The following is an 18,397-nucleotide window of genomic DNA, read 5'->3' as shown; positions in this document are numbered from 1 at the left end:
CACAGATTCAGTGTGGACGACGCGCCCAAAGGAAAAGCCGGCGAAAAGGAAAGATCAGAGGGCCGCGCGTGCCGTAGGCGCGTTCGAGCCGACGCGTGAATTCCTCGATAAATTCGCCGTGGCGATCATCGGGCAGGCGCTCGAGGAACGGGCGCAGGGCGGTCGCGCGGCAAAACTCGACAATCGCCGAGGGACTCTCCATCGGATGGTTGAACTGGCGGTAGTAGCAATCGATTTCGACGAAACCGATTGCTTCGAGCATCGTGCGATAATCTTCCGGGGTTCCGACGCCATGCGACGGAGTTTCGCGGTCGCCGACAAGGTCGCGCCAACTGGCGTCGGCAGCGAGTTCGCCCAGCGTGGCCTGCGCGGTCTCCTCGTGATTCGAGGGCACCTGCACGACGAGTCGGCCCCCCGGCGTAAGTGCGCGAAACCAGCGCGTGAGCAAGTCACGATGGTTAGCCGCCCATTGCAGAGCGGCATTCGAGAAGACGATCGACCACGCGCGATCGGCGGCGGCGGTGCGGAAGTCACCGGCGACGAAATGCACGCGGTCGCGGAGGTCGGGTTCGAGTGTGGCGCGGAGTTGCTCGGCGCGCGCGATCATGGCGGGCGACGAATCGATGCCGGTCGCCCGTCCGCGGGTGACGCGGCGCGCCAGCTCGATCGTGTTCTCGCCCGTGCCGCAGCCGAAATCGACGACGAGATCCGCAGGCTCGAGCGGCAGGCGCGCGAGAATCCACGCAACCGGCTCGGCGCGGTAGTCCTGGAAGCGGTTATAGAGCGCAGGATCCCAATCCGCCATCGCGAGGCTCGCGGCTTGCGGTTAATCGGCGCGGTCGATATGCGCGGCGCGGCGGGCGCGCGCCTCGACCGATTGGCCGGCGCGACGGAACTCAAGCCGCAGCGGCGTCCCGACGTCCTCGAGATCGAGCGCCGCGCGAAAACGGCTTTCGAGGAAGCGCATGTAGTGCGTCGGGATATCGCGTTCGAGATTGGTGAAGAAGGCGAGCCGCGGCGGCATACTCGCGATTTGGGTGACATACATCAATTTGAGACGGCGGCCGGCGACGAGCGGGGGATCCATCGCTGCGAGAGTTTCGGCGAGTACGCGATTGAGCAGCGCGGTCTGAAATCTGGCGCGCCAGGCCGCGCCGGCCCGCACGGCGGCGGGAATCAGCTCGCGGACACCGTCGCCGGTCAGCGCCGAGGTAAACAGGATCGGCGCGAAGTCGAGGAACGGATAGCGCCGCCGGGCCTGCGCGACGAAGACCGGCACGCGCCGTCCTTGCGCCGCGGCCTTATCCCATTTGTTGAAGACGATGAGCAGCGCGCGATCGTTGGTCGCAGCCAGATGCGCCAGCCGCGCGTCCTGATCGGTCAGACCTTCGGTGGCGTCCACGATGAGCGCGAGAACTTCGGCGCGGCGGATAGTTTCGATCGCGCGACCGACCGAGTGCTGCTCGAGTTCGCCGTCGACTTTGGTCGGGCGGCGGATGCCGGCGGTATCGACCAGCAGCAGGCTCAAGCCGTTATCCTCAAGACGCAGATCGACCGGATCGCGCGTGGTGCCGGGGCGATCGGCGACGATCGAACGCTCATAGCCGGCGAGGCGATTGAATAACGAGGACTTGCCGACGTTGGGGCGACCGATCAAGGCAAACCGCAGATCGGGCGGAGTTTCAGCCTCGGCAGATTCCGCCGCCGGCAGCCGGGCAACGATCGCATCGAGGAGGTCGGGGATGCCGCGGCCGTGCGCCGCCGAGACGTTGACGACGGTCTCGACGCCGAGGGCGTAAGCTTCGCCGGCGGCAGCCTCTTGGCTGGCGTGTTCGATCTTGTTGACCGCGACAATCAGCGGCCGGCCGCTTTCACGGACCAGGTCCAAGGCGTCGCGATCGCCGCTCGAAATGCCCGCGCGGCCGTCGACCACGAGGACCACCACGGCGGCGCCCGCGACCGCGCGCAGCGCCTCTTCCATCGCACGCTCGGTCTCCGGTTCGCGCGTGTACAGTTCGACGCCGCCGCTATCGACGATGTCGAATTCGCGGCCTTCGTACTCGGCGCGCGCGACGTTGACGTCGCGCGTGGTGCCGGCGATCGCACTGGTGATGGCGCGGCCGCGGCGCGCGATCCGATTGAACAGGGTCGATTTGCCGGCGTTGGCGCGGCCGGCCAGCACGACGGTGGGCCGCTCGCCCCCGCCGATTCGCGGCGGTTGCGGCGGCGCGGCTTTCGGCTCGCGCGCCATGTCAGTAACCGAGCTCCTGCAACTTGCGCGGATCGTCGGTCCAGCCGGCTTCGACCTTGACCCGCAGGCCGAGAAAGATGCGCCGCCCGAGCAGCTCTTCGAGTTCGAGCCGCGCCGCGGTCCCGATCGTTTTGAGCGTGCGGCCGCCCGCGCCGATGATCATGCCCTTGTGCGACTTGCGGCTGATGATCACCAGCGCTTCGATCCGCGCCAGACCCGTTGTTTCATCATAGCTGTGAAACTGCTCGACGATCACTGCGGTCGAAAAGGGAATCTCCTGGCGCATCGCAATGAAGATCTTTTCGCGGATGATCTCCTCGGCGATCATGCGTTCGGTCTGGTCGGTGTATTGATCGGCGGGCATCAGCGCGGGACTCGCGGGCAGCAGCGGCTTGACTACCCGCAAGAACTCCTCGACGTTCTCGCCGGTGAGCGCGCTGACCGGCACGATCTCCGCACGCGGCATCAGCTCGTGCGCCTGGGCAGCGAGCGGCAGCGTCGAGGCGCGCCCGCGCCGGTCGATCTTGTTGATCACGATTATGGTGGGCCGCTCAAGTTGCGCGATCTCGGCGAGCAGGGCGCGATCGGCGTCGTCGAGTGCGCCGCGCGCTTCGATCAAAACCGCGATCACTTCGCCCTCCGCCAAGCCGCGGCGGGCAGTATCGACCATGCGGCGATTGAGCGGGCGGCGGGCGTCGTGGAAGCCCGGCGTATCGATCAGGACGATCTGGGCGTCGGCGTCCGTGCGGATACCGACGATGCGGCGGCGCGTCGTCTGCGGCTTGGGCGTGACGATCGCGACCTTGTGGCCAACGAGACGATTGAGCAGCGTCGATTTACCGACGTTGGTGCGCCCAGCCAGCGTGAGAAAACCGGCGCGATAGGCCGGTTCGACTATGGCGCCGGCGGCAGTAGAGCTCATCGGGTTAGCTGGACCAACTAGTTTGAATCATCTCAGTTCGCATCATCATTAATTAGCTTCGTCATTAATTAGCTTCGTCGCGGGCGAGCCGCGCGAGGGTTTCGCGCGCCGCGGCCTGCTCGCTTTGCTTCTTGCTGCGCCCCTCGCCCTGACCAAGCTCACGGGCGCCGATCCGGATGCGCGTGGTAAAGCGCTTGGCATGTTCGGGACCGGCTGCGGCGACAAGCTCATAGACCGGCTGCACGCGAAAGCGGCGATGAGCCATCTCCTGCAATTCGGTCTTGTAATCGCGCTCGGCGGCGGGTCCGCCGATGTCGTCGCGAAACAGGCGCTCGACCACCTGCTGCGCCGGGTTGAGCCCGCCGTCGGAGTAGATCGCGCCAATCACCGCTTCAAATGATGCCGCCAGGATCGAAATTTTCGCGCGGCCGCCGCTTTTTTCCTCACCCTTGCCGAGCCGCATTTTTTTTCCCAACCCGACTTCGACGGCCTTCATCGCCAGGGTTCGGCCGTTGACGATCGACGCGCGCTCCTTCGAGAGCAACCCTTCGTCGGCGTCCGGAAACCGGCGCATCAGGAGGTCGGCAATCGCGAGGTCGAGCACCGCGTCACCCAGGAACTCGAGCCGCTCATAATGCGGTTCGCCCGGATTCACCACGCTCGGATGAGTCAGCGCGAGGGTCAAGAGCTCAGGTCGCGAGAAATTATAGCCGAGAACCTGGTGGAAGTCGCTCGCGAGATTCGACGCTGGCGCGGACGACGGACGCTCAGAACGATCCCGCAGCCACGGGCCGAATAATCTTCCCCACCAGCTCCGCGCCTGCCCCACCCGATCGCTTCACCTCCACTTCGACTTCCTGATTACGCACGTCGGAGGCAGCCTCGGTCAATACCCGCAGATAATTACGGCTGTAGCCGCGCCAGATGCCGGCGCCGGCGCTTTCCTCAAGTAACACTTTAAGTCGAGCGCCAAGGAAGCGGCTGCCAAACGCGCGATGCTTGCTTTCGCCGAGCTCCCGCAGCGCCGCCGCACGCTCCTTGATTACCGAGGACGCGACCTGATTTGGCATCTTCGCGGCGGTCGTACCCGAGCGGATCGAGTAAGGGAAGACGTGAAAATAGGCCAGCGGCAGACTCTCGACAAACTTAAAGTAAGACTCGAAATTGCTGCTGCTTTCCTCCGGAAACCCGGCGATCAGGTCGGTGCCGATCGCGACGTCAGGCATCGCGGCCGTCAGGCGCTCGACGCGCTCGCGAAAGGCTTCGCGGTCGTAGCGCCGCCGCATCCGGCGCAAGGTGTCGTCCTCACCCGCCTGCAGCGGCAGATGGAAATGCGGACAGAACTTCTTACTGGCGGCGACGAGATCGATGATGCGATCGCTCAACTCCTCGGGATCCAGTGAGCTGAGGCGGATGCGCGGGATCGCCGCGCGTTCCTCGATCATTTCCAGCAGTGCTTCGAGAGTAATCGGCGGATCGAGGTCCTTGCCGTAGCCGCCGAGATGGACCCCGGTGAGAATTACTTCCTTGAAGCCATTGGCGTGAAGTCCGTCGATTGCGGTAATCACGCGGCGCGGATCGACGCTACGCGAGCGTCCGCGCGAGAACGGTACGATGCAGAACGAGCAGAACTGATCGCAGCCCTCCTGCAACTTGAGGAACGCGCGCGTGCGGCCGTCGAGGGCGACCGTGCCGAGCTCGATGGCGGCGGTCTCCTTGCGCAGGTTCGAGACCATCACGCGCTCGTGCGGGCGGCCGAGCGCGGCGTTTTCGAGATCGTGGGGCCGGCCGAGGCCGATCACCGCGTCCACCGCCAACGACTTCGCCAGCACGCCGGGACTGGCCTGCGCGAAGCATCCGGTCATGATCACCCGCGCGGCCGGATTGAGACGGCGGGCGCGGCGCGCGATGCGCAGGCTTTCGGTGTCGGCGCGGTCGGTCACCGTGCAGGTGTTGACGATATAAACATCGGCGACCTCGTCGAACTCACAGCGCTCGAGGCCTGCGGCGGCGAGCCGCGTCTCGATCATCGCCGAGTCGTACTGATTGACTTTGCAGCCGAGCGTGGCGATGGCAAAACGCGTCACTTCATCGCTCCCAGGCCTGTCAGCCCGCCAACGCCTGCTCGATAAAGCCGCCGCCGAGCACTTCGTCGCCGCGATAGAAGACGCACGCCTGTCCGGGCGTGACGGCCGGGCCGCTCTCAACAAACCGCACTTCCGCGCGATCAGTGCCGGTAAGCTCGATCGTCGCCGGAATCCCCGGATTGCGATAGCGGATCTTCACCTCGGCCTTGAACTTGTAATCAAGCCTCTGCGGACTAACCAGACTCACCTGCTTCGCGATCAGTCCGGGCGCGCTGAGACCGCCGCGAGTGCCGACCGTAACGTCGCCGCTGGCAGCGTCGATCGCGCGCACGTAAAGCGGTTCGCTCGAGGCGACACCGAGGCCGCGCCGCTGTCCCACAGTAAAGTGGTGGATGCCGGCGTGGCGGGCGAGCGTCCGCCCGGCATCATCGACAATCCGGCCGGCCCGGATAGCGTCGGCGGGCGTGGCGCGCTCGACGTGAGCGGCATAGTTGCCGTCGGGCACGAAGCAGATCTCCTGGCTCTCGGGCTTATCGGCATTAACCAGCCCGAGCGCTCGCGCGCGCGCACGGGCCTCGTGCTTGGTCATCGCCCCAAGCGGGAACAGGGTCCGGGCCAACTCGCGCTGTTGCAGGCTGAAGAGAAAATAGGATTGATCTTTAGCCTCATCGGCCGCTCGACGCAGCCGAAAGATTCCGTCGGCGCCGGCTGCGATCCGCGCGTAATGGCCGGTCGCGATGAAGTCCGCCTGAAGGGCGCGCGCGCGTTGCCACAGGCGATCGAACTTGATCTCGCGATTGCACATCACGCACGGATTCGGCGTGCGGCCGCGCAGGTACTCGGCAGCAAAGTTGTCCATCACACGGGCAGCGAAATCCGCTCGCAGATCGACGACGTAAAAGGGAAAATCGAGCCGCTCCGCTACCCGGCGCGCGTCCTCGAAATCGTCGTGCGAACAACAGGTCCCTCGGCGGCGCGCTTCGCCCGGCGGCCGCTCGGGCGCAAGCCGCATCGCCACCCCGACGACATCGTAGCCCTGGTCGCGGAGCAGCGCCGCGGCCACGGAACTATCGACTCCGCCGGACATCGCAACCAGCACCCGCGGCTTCATCGCGCTGCTCCGACGGTAGTCGCGGCGGATTCGGCAGAGCTGACTGGCTCGGCGGCTACCACGCGCCGCCAGACGAGCGGAATCAACTCGCCGGCGCGGGCGATTTCGGCCGCGGTCGTGCTCCAGCCGAGGCTGATGCGCAAGGAGCTGCGGGCGGCGGCGGGGTCGCGGCCCATCGCGAGCAGCACGTGGGAGGGCTCGACGGCGCCGGCCGCGCAGGCCGAGCCCATCGACACCTCGACGCCTTCGAGGTCGAGCGCAATCAACATCGTTTCGCCGAGCACGTACGGGAAAGTCAGGTTGAGGGTGTTCTGGATGCGTTCGCGTCGCGGACCGTTCAGGCGGAGTCCGGGAATCGCTAGAAGCAGCCGCTCGAGCAATTGGGCGGACAACGCACCAACGCGGATCGATTCTTCTTCGAGGGCTCCCATCACCGTCTCCGCGGCGACGCCAAAGCCGATCGCGCCGGCGAGATTCGGCGTGCCGGCGCGGAGTCCGGTTTCTTGCGGCCCGCCAAGCATGACGGGCGCGAGAGCATTACCGGGCCGCACGTATAGCGCCCCGCTCCCCCCGGGTCCGCCGAGCTTGTGGGCGCTAAGCGCCATCAGGTCGCAGCCGAAGTCGTCCACCGCGAGCGGAATCCGCCCGGCAACCTGCGCCGCGTCCAGATGCAGGAGTGCGCCGGCGCGCCTGGCCGCCTCCGTGACCGGTGCAATCGTTTGGATCGCGCCGACTTCGGCGTTGGCCAGCCCGAGCGTGACGAGAGCAGTCTCGGCGCCGACATGCCGCGTGATCGCGTCCGGATTAACCAGGCCGTCGGAATCGGGTGCGACCCGCACAATCTCGAATCCCGCGCTTTCGAGCGCGGTCAAAGGCGCAAGTATCGACGAGTGTTCGATCGCGGTCGTAACGATCTGCCGCCGCGCCGACAAGCGCGCCGCACCAAAAATCGCGAGATTGTTGGCTTCGGTCCCGCCGCTCGTGAAAACGATCGATCGCGTGGGCGCGCCAAGCAGCCGCGCCACGCGCTCACGTGCGCGTTCGAGTTCGCGCCGCGCCCGCTGGCCGCTCCGATGAATCGACGCAGGATTGGCCCCGGTCTCGCGGGCGAGAAACTCCGTCAGCGCTGCGCGCACCGTGGGGCGCATCGGCGCACCGGCGTTATGATCGAGATAGATCGGCATCGACTCTTCGCTCAGCTCGCTTCATCGAGGAAGGCGCGGCCTGAAGCATAATCGATCGGCATCGAGTTATGCTCATGCACGATCTTCCATTTACCGTTTTCCTTTTCGAGACAATCGGTTACGCGGAACGCCATCCGCACCTTCCTGCCGTTTTTGTCCGTCCCGGTGAAGCGCTGGATGCTGTGCGCGTACCCGATTTTAGCATCGTTGACGATCTGCAAATCCGTGATTTCCAGAATCCCGGGATTGTAGGCCGCGACAAAGCCGTCAAGGTTTTTGCGCCACGCCTGGGTTCCAGAATATTTCAGCGGCGGGACCGCATCGAAGATTATCAGCCGGTCCGTGCCGTCGTAATAGCTCATCATCTCATCGACGTTCTTATTATTGGTCGCCGCGATCAGCCCATGTTCAAGATCGATGATCTGCTGTTTGTCGCTCTTCCCCGATTCGGCATTTGATCCGACGCCCCAAAGGACTATCCCTATTATCACGACCGCCAATAGAAGAGCGCCTTTTTTCATCTGATATCTCTCCTCGGACAAGACCGTCTGGTTTGGACGCGGCAGGCTTTGCACTGTGACGTCAGCCGCCCCGTCATCGTTTCTCGCATGAAGCCGGTGGTGCGCCGGTGGCGGAAGTCGAGCAGGAACTCCAGCAGGTGCTGGCCAGCGCGCCGGCGCACAAGGCCAAAGCCGAGCTCATGGCAGCGGTCCCGGGATGGGCCCACAACTGAGCTTCACCTTGCTCGCCGAACTGCCCGAACTCGGCCACTCGGCTGCCGCCAACTCGCGGCGCTGGTCGGCGTCGCGCCGCATCCCTTTGAGAGCGGCAAGTTCAAGGGCCGACAGACCATCTGGTGCGGTCGCGCCCGCGTCCGCACCATGCTCTATATGGCCGCGCTCAGCGCAGTGCGCCACAATCCGCCGCGGCGCGCCCACTACCAAGCCCTGCTCGCACGCGGCAAAGCCAAAAAGCTCGCCCTCGTCGCCTGTATGCGCAAACTACTCATTACCCTAAATGCCATCCTTCGCAAAGCCACGCCCTGGAACCCCAACCACCTTGATCTCCACAGTCGCTGAGCGCAGCGAAAGAATCCCGGCTTCCACCAACGTCGCGCATTTTTCGGAGACTTCTCGCTCCGCCGAACTCCTGCCTGAATGAGGGGGCGTTGGCGCCGCGGTTAGCGCAACTTGCGGGACGCGCGACACTAGCGCCTTGAATCTCGGCGCGCCGGGGCAGATTTTATATGTCGTAGCTTCTGTACATAGGGGATGAGTGGAGGTTGTGGGGATGAGAGGGATAGGATTTCGAGCGCAGGGTTCGTCGGGGCGACGCAAGACGGGCGGGTGCCTGCCGCTCTTCATGGCCGCCTGCGCGATGACGTTAGCCGCGATCATTCCGGCACTTGCGCAACCCAGCGCTGCGCCGAAAACGCTGCCGGAGACTACGATCGCGCCGGAGGATTCGGCACCGTCGGCCGCCGTTCCGGCAGCCGCGGATGAAGGCGTCCCAACGGCACCCCTCCCGGCGGTGCCGGTGTCGCACACGCCTCGCGCCGTCCATCATGCGGCGAAGAAGTCTGTGCGGAAAACATCTGTGGCATGGTCCGGCGCGGTCGAGCCGGCGGACGCGATGCTCAAATTGAAAGAGTCCTCGTGGGCCTACACGAGTCCCGCAGATTCGTCGAGCCGGATCGAGCGCATGGACCCCGGCAAATTCGTTCATGTCACTGGCGCGACTCATTACTTCGTTCAGGTCAAGCTCAAGAGCGGTGCAGTCGGCTATGTTCCGGTCAGCGCGGTCGAGCTCGACCGGCCGACGGACAAAATGTTCAAGCTGACGAAAGATACTCCCGTCCTGTCGGAGCCGAATCGCTACGGGAAAAAACTCGCCGAGGTGCACAACACGCACGACGTCCATGTGATTGGCACGTCGCTAAACTACATGAAAATCCGGATGAAGGACGGCCTCGAAGGCTATATCGCCATGACCGCTCTCGAGTGATTGCCGCGTTCGAGTGAAAATTCGGCGAGCGTGAAGCTCCCGCCCTAGACTGCTCGGAGGATTGTCAGAATCGACTTAACCTTCACGGCGATGTTCGGCGCGTGCACGACATCTGTGATGATCGCCGCGGCGTCCGCCCCGGCCGCGAGTACGGCGGGGATCGTCGCTTCGGTGATGCCGCCTATCGCAACGATCGGCATCTGCACGGCGTCACGGACCTCGCGCAGACGCTCGAGTCCCTGCGCGTTTTGGACATTTTTCAAGCCGCCCGAATAGATCGCGCCAAACCCGATATAGTCAGCGCCGCCGACCTCGGCTACGCGCGCCTGCTCGACCGTGTGAGTCGAGATGCCGATAATTCGATCCGCGCCGACGAGCCGGCGGGCGGCCTCAAGCGGCAAATCCTGCTGGCCCAGATGAACCCCGTCCGCACCGGCCAGAATCGCAATATCCACCCGATCGTTGACGATCAGGCAGGCCTCGCGCTCATGGGCGAGCGCAACGATCGCGCGCGCCGCGCTCAAGAAATCGCGTGCGCCGGCCTCCTTCAGGCGTAACTGCAAGACGCTAGCGCCGGCGTCAAGCAGGAGACGGGCGAGGGTGACGGGCTCGTGGCCGCCGGCCGGATCAATCATCGCGTAGAAATGGGAAGCGAAGGGCTTCAGATCAGCTACCCGGAGTTTTCGTGATCGTGATTGCGTGATCGGCGAGCTTTTTGCGCAACGTGTTGCGATTCAGCCCGAGCATCCGCGCGGCGTGGACCTGATTGCCGCGCGCCCGCGCCAGCGTGATCTCAATCAGCGGCTTCTCGAGCTCGGCGATGATTCGCTGATGCAGGTCGCGGGGTTCGGCGCCGTCCTCGCTGACCATCTCCTCGAGGCGGCGAAAGATTAGTTCACCAAGGGTCGCGCCGGCGTCGCTCGCGACTTTGCCGGGCTTGGCATTGCGGCCGAGATTGAGATCCGCCGCGCGGAGCTGCGAGCCCTGGGCGAGCAGCGCCGCGCGCAAGACCGCGTTCTCCAGCTCGCGGACGTTGCCCGGCCAGTCGTAGGCGTAGAGCTTGTCGCGGGCGTCGGGCGCAATCGTGCGGGCCGGCGCGCCCATCTCACGCACCGCTTTGCCGACAAAATAATCGGTTAATTCCGCGATATCTTCGCGGCGCGCGCGCAGCGGCGGGATATTGATCGGAATCACGCGCAGCCGAAAATAAAGATCCTCGCGAAAGCGCCGCTCAGTGACCGCGGTTTCGAGCTCCTGATTGGTCGCGGCGATTACGCGCGTCTGGGCCTTGAGCGTCTCGACCCCGCCGACGCGCGAGAACTCGCGCTCTTGCAGCACGCGCAACAGCTTCGGCTGCAGTTCGAGCGGCAAGTCGCCGATCTCGTCAAGGAAGATCGTGCCGCCTGCAGCCTGCTCGAACTTGCCCGCACGCCGCTCGGTGGCGCCCGTGAAGGCTCCGCGTTCGTGCCCGAACAGCTCGCTCTCGAGCAGTCCCTGCGGGATGGCCGAACAGTTGACCGCGACGAAAGGACCGCGCCAGCGCGGCGACTTGAAATGAATCGCGCGCGCCACCAGCTCTTTGCCGGTGCCGCTTTCGCCGGTGATCAGCAGCGAGGCGTCGTTGCTGACGACGCGACCGATCAGCTTGTAGATCTCCTGCATCGCCGGGCTGCGGCCAATGATCTCGCCGCCGACCAGGTGGCGATTGAGCTCGTCCTTCAGCCGCGACAGGTCGCCGGCTTGCGCAGCGATCTCCGCGGCGCGCGCCACCGCGGCGGCGACCTGATCGAGATTCTCGAACGGCTTGGTTAAATAGTCGTGCGCGCCGCGGCTCATCGCTTCCACCGCGTTGTTCATCGTGCTCGCGGCCGTGATGACGATGATTTGGGCTCGTGCTGCCTGCTCGCGCGCCTGCGTTAACACTTCGAGCCCCCCAGCCCCGGGCATCATGATGTCGAGCAGGGCCACGGCGTGGCGATTTGCGAGCAGGGCGCGGAGCGCCGTCTGACTGTCGGCGGCCTCCTCAACCGTATAGCCGGCCGACTCGAGCCGATGGCGCAGGACGAGCCGGATCGCCGCGTCGTCGTCGGCAACGAGCACCGAGGTTTGAACCGTATCGCTGAGCGGAGGTATAGAGTTGTTTTCCATCATTTGATCATCGTGAAGCCCGACAGTTTAGCATGTCGCGAACGCGCGACGACCATGCTCGCAGAGGCATCCGCGATGGTATGCTGGAGGCGGTGAGTTCTTTGCGTAGGGGTTTCGGTGATCGACGATAACTTCGCGGCGGCCTTGCGCGGCCATGGGATGGAGCCGCTGCGGCGCGGCGCGACGGAAACCTTGCAGGTTAACGTCGGCAAGCTCTGCAATCAGGCGTGCCATCACTGTCACGTCGATGCCGGCCCGGCGCGACGCGAGATTATGACGCCGGCCACGGCGGCGCGCGTTATCGAGCTGCTCGAGGCGAGCGCCGCGATTCGCACTGTCGATCTGACCGGCGGGGCCCCTGAACTCAATCCGAACTTTCGCCGCCTGGTCGAGGCGGCCCGCGCCGGTGCTCGCGAGGTCCTGGTGCGCTGCAATCTGACGGTGCTGTTCGAGCCCGGCATGGAGTCGATTCCGGAGTTTTATTGCGCCAATCAGGTCAGGCTGATCTGCTCGCTACCCTGTTATTCCGCAGAGAACGTCGAAAAGCAGCGCGGCCGTGGAGTGTTCGAGAAGAGTATCGAGGCGCTGCGGCTGCTGAATCGCCTGGGCTATGGCGGCGACGGGCTCGTCCTCGACCTCGTGTACAATCCGGTCGGCGCCGCGCTGCCGCCGCCGCAGGCCGCACTTGAGGCGCGTTATCGCGAGGAGCTCGGCGGCAATTTCGGCATCCGCTTCAATCGCCTGCTGACGATTACGAATATGCCGATTCGGCGCTTCGCCGATCAGCTTCGTCGCTGGGGCCAGTTCAGCGAGTACATGGGATTGCTGGTCAACCATTTTAACCCGGCCACGATCGCGGGTCTGATGTGCCGCTCCCTGATCAGCGTGGGCTACGACGGCACGCTCTATGATTGCGACTTCAATCAGATGCTCGAGCTGCCGCTCGCCCGCGACGTCAACGAGAAGCCGCTGACCATCGCAGACGTCGATAACCTGGACCGTTTCGCGGGGGCGTCGATAGCTACGGGTCCGCACTGTTTCGGCTGCACGGCCGGGGCGGGGTCGAGCTGCGGCGGCGCAATCGCCCAAGTCTGAACGTGACGCCGTGAGGGGAGGGATGCATCTTGGATGAACTTCGCATCGAGGGAACCTGCGATCCGCGGTTTGAGCGCGTTAAAGAAGCGTTCGCCGAGAATTTTGCGCAGCGCAACGAGTACGGCGCCTCATTTGCGATCGTTGTTGACGGCCTGGCAGTTGTTGATCTGTGGGCCGGTCACGCCGACAAGGCTCGAACCATTCCGTGGCGGCCTGACACGTTGGTCAACCTGTTCTCGACGACCAAGGGGGTGACGGCGATTTGCGCCCATCGGCTGATTGATCAAGGGCTACTCGATTTGGACACGCCAGTGGCGGCTTACTGGCCAGAATTTGCGCGCGCCGGAAAAGACCATATTCGGTTGCGCCAGCTCTTGAATCATCGCGCGGGCCTGCCGGCGCTGCGCAAACCCGTGCCTGACGCCGCGATCTACGACTGGAGCGCGATGACCACCGCGCTGGCGGCCGAAGAGCCGTGGTGGACACCAGGGACGCGGCACGGCTATCACGCGATCACGATCGGCTTTCTCGTCGGCGAGGTGATTCGGCGGATTACCGGCAAGAGCCTCGGGGATTATTTTCGCGACGAGATCGCCGGGCCGCTCGAGCTCGACTGTCATATTGGCCTGACGGCGGAAGACGACGCGCGCTGCGGTCAGATGATTCAATCGCCGGCGCCGCCAAAAGATCAGATCAATATCTTCAAATACGCGCAGGAGCATCCGGAGTCGGTTACCGCCAAGGCTTTTTTCAATCCGCCGGGCGCGATGAAGCTGGGGGCGGTGAACTCGCGGGCTTGGCGTGCAGCGGAGATCCCGGCCGCCAATGGCCATGCCACGGCGGGCGCGCTGGCGCGGCTTTACGGCGCGCTCGCGGCTGGCGGCGCGATCGACGGCGTGAGGGTCCTGGAACCCGAGGCGATCGTGCGTTGCCATACGGAAGAATCGAGCGGGCGCGACGAAGTGCTGATGATCCCAACGCGCTTCAGCACCGGCTTCATGCTCTCGCAGGCGCACGATCGGATGGGACCCAATGCGCGGACGTTCGGTCATCCGGGGGCGGGCGGCTCGCTCGGCTTTGCCGATCCCGATGCGCGCGTGGGCTTCGGCTATACGATGAACAAGATGGGCCCGTACATCCTGATGGACCCGCGCCCGCGCGCATTGGTCGAGGCCCTCTACGAGTCGCTGTAACGCTAGCGGAGCACAGCGAGCAAGTGAGTCTTTACTCGGGCCGCGCGTCGCAGACTCCACCGCCCCCTGGAGCTGTGTCAAAAATTCCCGTCTGCCGGCGGCGAAAATCAGCCGCCCATATAGTGCGCCATCACTAGCAGGTCGTGTTTGAAGCCGTGGCGGTCTTTGACCTGATCGTTGAGGGTGGCTTCGGCGCGAAAGCCGAGGCGTTTGAAGACGCGAATCGGGCCGGGTTGGTCGGCGACCATCTGCGCGAAGATTTTTTCGAGTCCGGAATGCTGGGCGAGATCAAAGATGGTTTTGGCGAGTAAGTGACCGAGGCCGCTCCGGCGCAGCGAGGGATCGGCCACGATACGGATTTCGCCCACGTGCTGCGACCAGCCATTGAGCTGGCGTTCGAGCACCGCCACCCCGACGATGCGATCGGTAACCGCGACCATCACAGTTTCGCGATCGACGTCGATTTCGTCGAGCCAGATTTCGACCTCTTCGCGATTGAGCAGGTCTTCCTTAAGAAAGACCCGATCCTCTTCCGGCACGCGCTCGAAAAATTCGCCCATCTGCGCGCGATCCTGCGGAATCAGGGCGCGCACAGTCAGAGCGGTTCCGCCGGGTAGCGCGCTTTTTTTCGGATACGCAGCCAGCAGGTAGGCGGAAATCGGATCGTTGGGCATCACCGTGACCTCCGGACTAATAGTTTTCAATTACTAGAAGTGGGCGCGCTTGCAAATCGCTGGGCGGGTCAGCGATCCGGCTGAGGAGTCGCGCCCGACGGGAGTATGCGCTAATAATCATGGGACTCTCAGATTGCTTGATGCAGAAAGCTGGAGCGCGAGATGAGTTCTGGAGTCACCACATGGTTTCCGATTGCCGTGATGTTGTTCGGCGCGGGCGGGGTGGTCGGGACCATGATCACGATCAATCGTTTTCTCGGGCCGCGGCGCGCGGGCGGCAAGGTCAAGGGTGAGGCTTTCGAATGCGGTAATCCGCCGACCGGAAGCGCATGGGGACGTTTTTCGGTGCGCTTTTACCTGACGGCAATCCTTTTTCTCGTTTTCGATGTCGAGGTCGTGTTTCTTTATCCATGGGCCGCGAATCTGCGCGAGCTCGGGGTGTTCGGCCTGGTCGAGGCGTTGGTTTTCATCGCGATTCTCGGGGTCGGATTGGCCTACGCATGGCAGCGCGGGGCGCTCGACTGGGATTGAAACACCCGCCTGACCGTCCGAGCCTGCCAAGCTTGTGACTTCTGTAGAGCTCGCGATGTCGGCGGACGGCGCCAATTCGAGCCACGCGCATCCTGCGCGGGTGCTGATTGTTTTGCTCGGATCGATCGGCGATGTCGTACGCGCCCTGCCGCTGCTTAAGCGGATGCGTGAGGGCTGGCCGACGGCGCATCTGGCGTGGGCGGTTGAGCCGAAGTCGGAGCCGGTCCTGCGCGGCCATCCGTGGCTCGACGAGGTAATCGTGTACGAGCGTCGTGGCGCGCCGTGGTCGTTTGCACCTTTTCTCCTGAAGATTCGGCGCGGACGCTTCGACCTCGTGGTCGATCTGCAGCGGCATCTGAAGAGCGGGGTGATCGCGAGAGTCAGCGGTGCGCGCGACCGTTTCGGCTTTGCGGCGGCGAACGTCAAGGAGTTCAATCAATGGTTCTCGACGCGGCGGATCGCGCCGCAGCCGCCGATGCGGCTGAAGCTCGCGCAGTATCAGGCGTTTGGCGATCTGCTGGGGCTGGCGTCAGGCGCGATCGAGTTTGGGCTCGAGCCGTCGGCGGAAGGCCGGCGGCGCGCGCGCGAGATTATCGGCGCGGCGCCGCGCCCGCTGCTCGGGGTGATTCTCGGCTCGTCATGGCCGAGCCGGGTCTATTTTGCGGAGGCGATCGCAGCGGTAATTAAAGAACTGGCTGCGCCGCCAGAGGGCGCTGGGGGGCTTTTCCCGATTCTGATCGGGGGTCCCGAGGACGCGGAGCTTGCGGCGAACGTCGTGCGTGAACTCAGGGAGACGGCGGCGCTGAATCTGGCGGGTCGGACGAGTGTAGGCGAACTGGCTGGGATTTTTGCTGAATGCGCCGCCGCCTTTGGTCCCGACTGCGGGCCGATGCATATCGCCGCGGCGGTTGGATGTCCGATCGTGTCGCTGTGGGGGGCGACCGCGCCGGAGCGCTCAGCGCCGTGGGGCTTCGCGGAGTTCGCGCTGCGCGGCGAGATCCCTTGCAGCCCGTGCTATTTACGGCATTGTCCGGTCGGGCGCGAGTGCATGCGACGGCTCTCGCCCGCGCTCGTCGCGGCGACGATCCGACGGGCGCTTCAGGTCACCGGCGAACGTCGCGGGGCGCCGGAGATCGAAGAAGCCTCGCCAGCGAGCTGAGCGTGCGGAAACGATCGGAGCTCATCGAATGCGAAAGCTGGTCGCTAATCGTGACCGGCCCGGCCGTCGGGCTCGGCGAGGATTTGCGCAGGCTCGTCGTGACGACGGCAGCCGGCCGCGGCGTGAAGCCGCTGCGGAGATCGCGTCGCGCCACCACGTACAACGTCCGCGCGGCGACAGAGGCCGGCCTGCGAACCGATATTTTCGTCAAAGTGATCGAGGTACCGCACGGCCTCGACGGGCTTAAGCAGAGACTGCGCGATTCGGTGGGCTCGCACGTCGCCCGGGTCACTGCACAAATGGCGGCCGCCGGAATCTGCGCGCCGCCAGTCTGGATTCACGGTCGCGAGCGCGCCGGCGGACGCGAGCTAATCGTCACGCCGCGTGCGCAGGGGCGCGGTCCGCTGCGGACACTTGAGCTATTAGCGGGATCGATCGCTGACAAGCGCGCGGCGTTGGCGGCGTTGGGGATTGAAATTGCGCGGATGCATCGCGCGGGTTTCGTGCATGGCGATCTCACGCCTTTCAACATCTTTGTTGTCCTTGAAGTGCAGCCCCGCTTCATATTTCTCGATCACGAGCGGACGCGGCTGAGCTTCGCGATCGGACGGCGCCGCCGGATGTTGCGCAATCTGGTGCAGCTCGGACGGTTTGCGATGCCAGGGATTACCCGCAGCGATCGGCTGCGGCTCCTTCGCAGTTATGGCCTCGCGATGAAGTGGCGGGACTCGCGCAAGATGACCCGGCGGGTTGCGGCGATGCTCCGGCGGCGCATCGAGCGTGATGGTAATTTCGTGACGGTGATACAACCCACACGGCTGATCGAAGGTAACGTCAGTGGATAGGGCGGATGACCTTCCCGCCCGTAGCCCGTCATTTGATTCTTCGGCAGGGACGGCCTCCAACCATGGTGTGCCAAGCGGACCGTTGCGCGTGGCGGGGGTTGATCCGGAGCGCGGTTTCAGCGGCGGCGAAACGCAAGTGATGGGCCTGACACTCGAACTGCGACGGCGCGGCCATCGCGCTGAAATTCTCTGCGATCGGGACGGTGAGCTGTGGCGACGGGCGCGGGCGGAGGGGGTGGTTTGCCATCCTTTGCGGGTGCGCAATTCGTTAGATATCGCGGCGGCGATGCGGCTGCGCGGCCTGCTGGCGCGCGGAACTTATGACGTGGTGCATTTCCATACCGCGCGCGCTCATGCGCTCGCGCCCTATGTGCGCGGACTGGCGCCGGTAAGAATAGTGACGCGCCGGATGGACTATCGGCCGAACCGGCTTTTTGGCAGGTATCTGTATAATCAGGCGGTGGACGGAGTGATTGCGATTTCGCGCGGCGTGGGAGCGGCGCTCGAACGTGGCGGTGTGCGGCCCGCGCGATTGAGGATTATTCCGAGCGGCGTCGACTGCGTGTGGTTCGCACCCCCGAGCGCGCGCGCGCGCGCCGAGGCTCGCGTTCGTCTCGGACTCAGCGACGCTGATATAGCGGTCGGCGCCGTCGGCGCGCTGACGCCCCGCAAGGGCCATCGATATTTTATTGAAGCGCTACGCCTCGCCCGCGCGATCGCTCCGCCGGGCGTTAACCTACGTGGGTTTATCGCCGGCGATGGACCACTCGCGCAAGAACTTGCCGCACAAACCGCCGTATCCGGGGTGCAGATGCTGGGTGCGCTCGCTGACGCGCGCGCGCTGCTGTGGGCGCTGGATATTTTCGTGATGCCATCCCTAATGGAAGGACTCGGGGTTGCCGCGCTCGAAGCTATGGCGTGTGGACTGCCAGTTATCGCGAGTGACGTCGGCGGCTTGAGCGAAGCGGTCGAGGAGGGCGTCAGCGGCCATCTGGTTTCTCCGGCCGATGCGTCGGCATTGGCGCAGGCGGTGCGGCTTCTCGCGATGGCGCCGGAGGTTCGAATGGCTATGGGTGTGGCGTCGCGAGAACGGGCAATCGCCGGCTTCAGTCTCACGGCGATGGCGGTGCAGACCCTGGCGTTTTACCGCGATTTGCAAATCGCAACTCTGTAGCGGGCGGGGAAAGGATTCA

The 18,397-nt window shown here is 64.7% G+C and carries 18 protein-coding genes and 1 pseudogene; 8 read left to right on the top strand and 11 right to left on the bottom strand.

Annotated elements, in window-relative coordinates:
- Positions 1-7: 7 nt before the first annotated feature.
- From VKS22_10070 to VKS22_10035, 8 genes are all read right to left on the bottom strand, one after another.
- Positions 8-805 (bottom strand): methyltransferase domain-containing protein, encoded by a 798-nt coding sequence (locus tag VKS22_10070; GenBank protein ID HLW70956.1) that lies wholly within the window; start codon positions 803-805, stop codon positions 8-10.
- A gap of 21 nt (positions 806-826) precedes the next feature.
- Positions 827-2,251: a ribosome biogenesis GTPase Der gene (gene der, locus VKS22_10065; GenBank protein ID HLW70955.1), complete on the bottom strand. Its 1,425-nt coding sequence runs from the start codon at positions 2,249-2,251 to the stop codon at positions 827-829.
- A gap of 1 nt (position 2,252) precedes the next feature.
- A complete protein-coding gene (gene era, locus VKS22_10060; protein ID HLW70954.1) occupies positions 2,253-3,173 on the bottom strand; it encodes a GTPase Era in 921 nt (306 codons plus the stop codon).
- A gap of 64 nt (positions 3,174-3,237) precedes the next feature.
- Entirely contained in the window at positions 3,238-4,002 is a 765-nt protein-coding gene (gene rnc / locus VKS22_10055) for a ribonuclease III (protein ID HLW70953.1), read from the bottom strand.
- On the bottom strand, positions 3,941-5,260 hold the full coding sequence (gene mtaB, locus VKS22_10050; protein HLW70952.1) for a tRNA (N(6)-L-threonylcarbamoyladenosine(37)-C(2))-methylthiotransferase MtaB: 1,320 nt from the start codon (positions 5,258-5,260) through the stop codon (positions 3,941-3,943). The genes rnc and mtaB overlap by 62 nt, the downstream gene beginning before the upstream one ends.
- Positions 5,261-5,279: 19 nt before the next feature.
- Positions 5,280-6,371 (bottom strand): tRNA 2-thiouridine(34) synthase MnmA, encoded by a 1,092-nt coding sequence (gene mnmA, locus VKS22_10045; protein HLW70951.1) that lies wholly within the window; start codon positions 6,369-6,371, stop codon positions 5,280-5,282.
- Entirely contained in the window at positions 6,368-7,555 is a 1,188-nt protein-coding gene (locus VKS22_10040) for a cysteine desulfurase family protein (GenBank protein HLW70950.1), read from the bottom strand. The genes mnmA and VKS22_10040 overlap by 4 nt, the downstream gene beginning before the upstream one ends.
- Before the next feature lie 11 nt (positions 7,556-7,566).
- On the bottom strand, positions 7,567-8,076 hold the full coding sequence (locus tag VKS22_10035) for a nuclear transport factor 2 family protein (GenBank protein ID HLW70949.1): 510 nt from the start codon (positions 8,074-8,076) through the stop codon (positions 7,567-7,569).
- 270 nt (positions 8,077-8,346) lie between these two features.
- On the opposite strand from VKS22_10035, the pseudogene VKS22_10030 reads away from it, so the two are divergent.
- Both VKS22_10030 and VKS22_10025 read left to right on the top strand, forming a co-directional pair.
- A pseudogene (locus VKS22_10030) lies at positions 8,347-8,634 on the top strand (transposase).
- Positions 8,635-8,845: 211 nt separating this feature from the next.
- On the top strand, positions 8,846-9,559 hold the full coding sequence (locus VKS22_10025; protein HLW70948.1) for a hypothetical protein: 714 nt from the start codon (positions 8,846-8,848) through the stop codon (positions 9,557-9,559).
- Between the two features lie 44 nt (positions 9,560-9,603).
- Here the strand turns inward: VKS22_10025 and thiE are convergent, their stop codons facing one another.
- Both thiE and VKS22_10015 read right to left on the bottom strand, forming a co-directional pair.
- Positions 9,604-10,194 (bottom strand): thiamine phosphate synthase, encoded by a 591-nt coding sequence (gene thiE, locus VKS22_10020; GenBank protein ID HLW70947.1) that lies wholly within the window; start codon positions 10,192-10,194, stop codon positions 9,604-9,606.
- A gap of 31 nt (positions 10,195-10,225) precedes the next feature.
- A complete protein-coding gene (locus VKS22_10015; protein ID HLW70946.1) occupies positions 10,226-11,707 on the bottom strand; it encodes a sigma-54 dependent transcriptional regulator in 1,482 nt (493 codons plus the stop codon).
- A gap of 117 nt (positions 11,708-11,824) precedes the next feature.
- On the opposite strand from VKS22_10015, the gene arsS reads away from it, so the two are divergent.
- Together arsS and VKS22_10005 are read left to right on the top strand one after the other, a co-directional pair.
- Positions 11,825-12,802, top strand: a complete 978-nt coding sequence (gene arsS, locus VKS22_10010; GenBank protein ID HLW70945.1) for an arsenosugar biosynthesis radical SAM (seleno)protein ArsS — start codon at positions 11,825-11,827, stop codon at positions 12,800-12,802.
- Between the two features lie 29 nt (positions 12,803-12,831).
- Positions 12,832-13,995, top strand: coding sequence for a serine hydrolase domain-containing protein (locus VKS22_10005; GenBank protein ID HLW70944.1), 1,164 nt, complete (start codon positions 12,832-12,834; stop codon positions 13,993-13,995).
- Between the two features lie 107 nt (positions 13,996-14,102).
- Here the strand turns inward: VKS22_10005 and VKS22_10000 are convergent, their stop codons facing one another.
- Entirely contained in the window at positions 14,103-14,669 is a 567-nt protein-coding gene (locus VKS22_10000; protein HLW70943.1) for a GNAT family N-acetyltransferase, read from the bottom strand.
- Between the two features lie 162 nt (positions 14,670-14,831).
- Between VKS22_10000 and VKS22_09995 the strand changes: the two genes are divergently transcribed.
- From VKS22_09995 to VKS22_09980, 4 genes are all read left to right on the top strand, one after another.
- A complete protein-coding gene (locus VKS22_09995) occupies positions 14,832-15,200 on the top strand; it encodes an NADH-quinone oxidoreductase subunit A (protein ID HLW70942.1) in 369 nt (122 codons plus the stop codon).
- A 34-nt stretch (positions 15,201-15,234) separates the two neighbouring features.
- The gene (locus VKS22_09990) at positions 15,235-16,359 is read left to right on the top strand and encodes a glycosyltransferase family 9 protein (protein HLW70941.1); all 1,125 of its coding nucleotides are present in this window, start codon (positions 15,235-15,237) and stop codon (positions 16,357-16,359) included.
- Positions 16,360-16,361: 2 nt separating this feature from the next.
- Positions 16,362-17,204: a lipopolysaccharide kinase InaA family protein gene (locus VKS22_09985; GenBank protein ID HLW70940.1), complete on the top strand. Its 843-nt coding sequence runs from the start codon at positions 16,362-16,364 to the stop codon at positions 17,202-17,204.
- Positions 17,205-17,292: 88 nt separating this feature from the next.
- The gene (locus tag VKS22_09980) at positions 17,293-18,378 is read left to right on the top strand and encodes a glycosyltransferase family 4 protein (GenBank protein ID HLW70939.1); all 1,086 of its coding nucleotides are present in this window, start codon (positions 17,293-17,295) and stop codon (positions 18,376-18,378) included.
- Positions 18,379-18,397 lie beyond the last annotated feature (19 nt).

It is taken from the genome of Candidatus Binataceae bacterium (assembly GCA_035308025.1).
In the GTDB taxonomy this organism is placed as follows: domain Bacteria; phylum Desulfobacterota; class Binatia; order Binatales; family Binataceae; genus JAJPHI01.
The sequence above is the reverse complement of the archived record's forward strand: the minus strand, read 5'-3'. Positions and strand labels throughout refer to the sequence as shown.

What these genes read in the sequence shown, in the direction of transcription:
- VKS22_10070 (HLW70956.1), bottom strand. Translation starts at nt 805, where the DNA reads ATGGCGGATTGGGATCCTGCGCTCTATAACCGCTTCCAGGACTACCGC.
- der (HLW70955.1), bottom strand. Translation starts at nt 2,251, where the DNA reads ATGGCGCGCGAGCCGAAAGCCGCGCCGCCGCAACCGCCGCGAATCGGC.
- era (HLW70954.1), bottom strand. Translation starts at nt 3,173, where the DNA reads ATGAGCTCTACTGCCGCCGGCGCCATAGTCGAACCGGCCTATCGCGCC.
- mnmA (HLW70951.1), bottom strand. Translation starts at nt 6,371, where the DNA reads ATGAAGCCGCGGGTGCTGGTTGCGATGTCCGGCGGAGTCGATAGTTCC.
- VKS22_10040 (HLW70950.1), bottom strand. Translation starts at nt 7,555, where the DNA reads ATGCCGATCTATCTCGATCATAACGCCGGTGCGCCGATGCGCCCCACG.
- VKS22_10035 (HLW70949.1), bottom strand. Translation starts at nt 8,076, where the DNA reads ATGAAAAAAGGCGCTCTTCTATTGGCGGTCGTGATAATAGGGATAGTC.
- VKS22_10025 (HLW70948.1), top strand. Translation starts at nt 8,846, where the DNA reads ATGAGAGGGATAGGATTTCGAGCGCAGGGTTCGTCGGGGCGACGCAAG.
- thiE (HLW70947.1), bottom strand. Translation starts at nt 10,194, where the DNA reads ATGATTGATCCGGCCGGCGGCCACGAGCCCGTCACCCTCGCCCGTCTC.
- VKS22_10015 (HLW70946.1), bottom strand. Translation starts at nt 11,707, where the DNA reads ATGGAAAACAACTCTATACCTCCGCTCAGCGATACGGTTCAAACCTCG.
- VKS22_10000 (HLW70943.1), bottom strand. Translation starts at nt 14,669, where the DNA reads ATGCCCAACGATCCGATTTCCGCCTACCTGCTGGCTGCGTATCCGAAA.
- VKS22_09995 (HLW70942.1), top strand. Translation starts at nt 14,832, where the DNA reads ATGAGTTCTGGAGTCACCACATGGTTTCCGATTGCCGTGATGTTGTTC.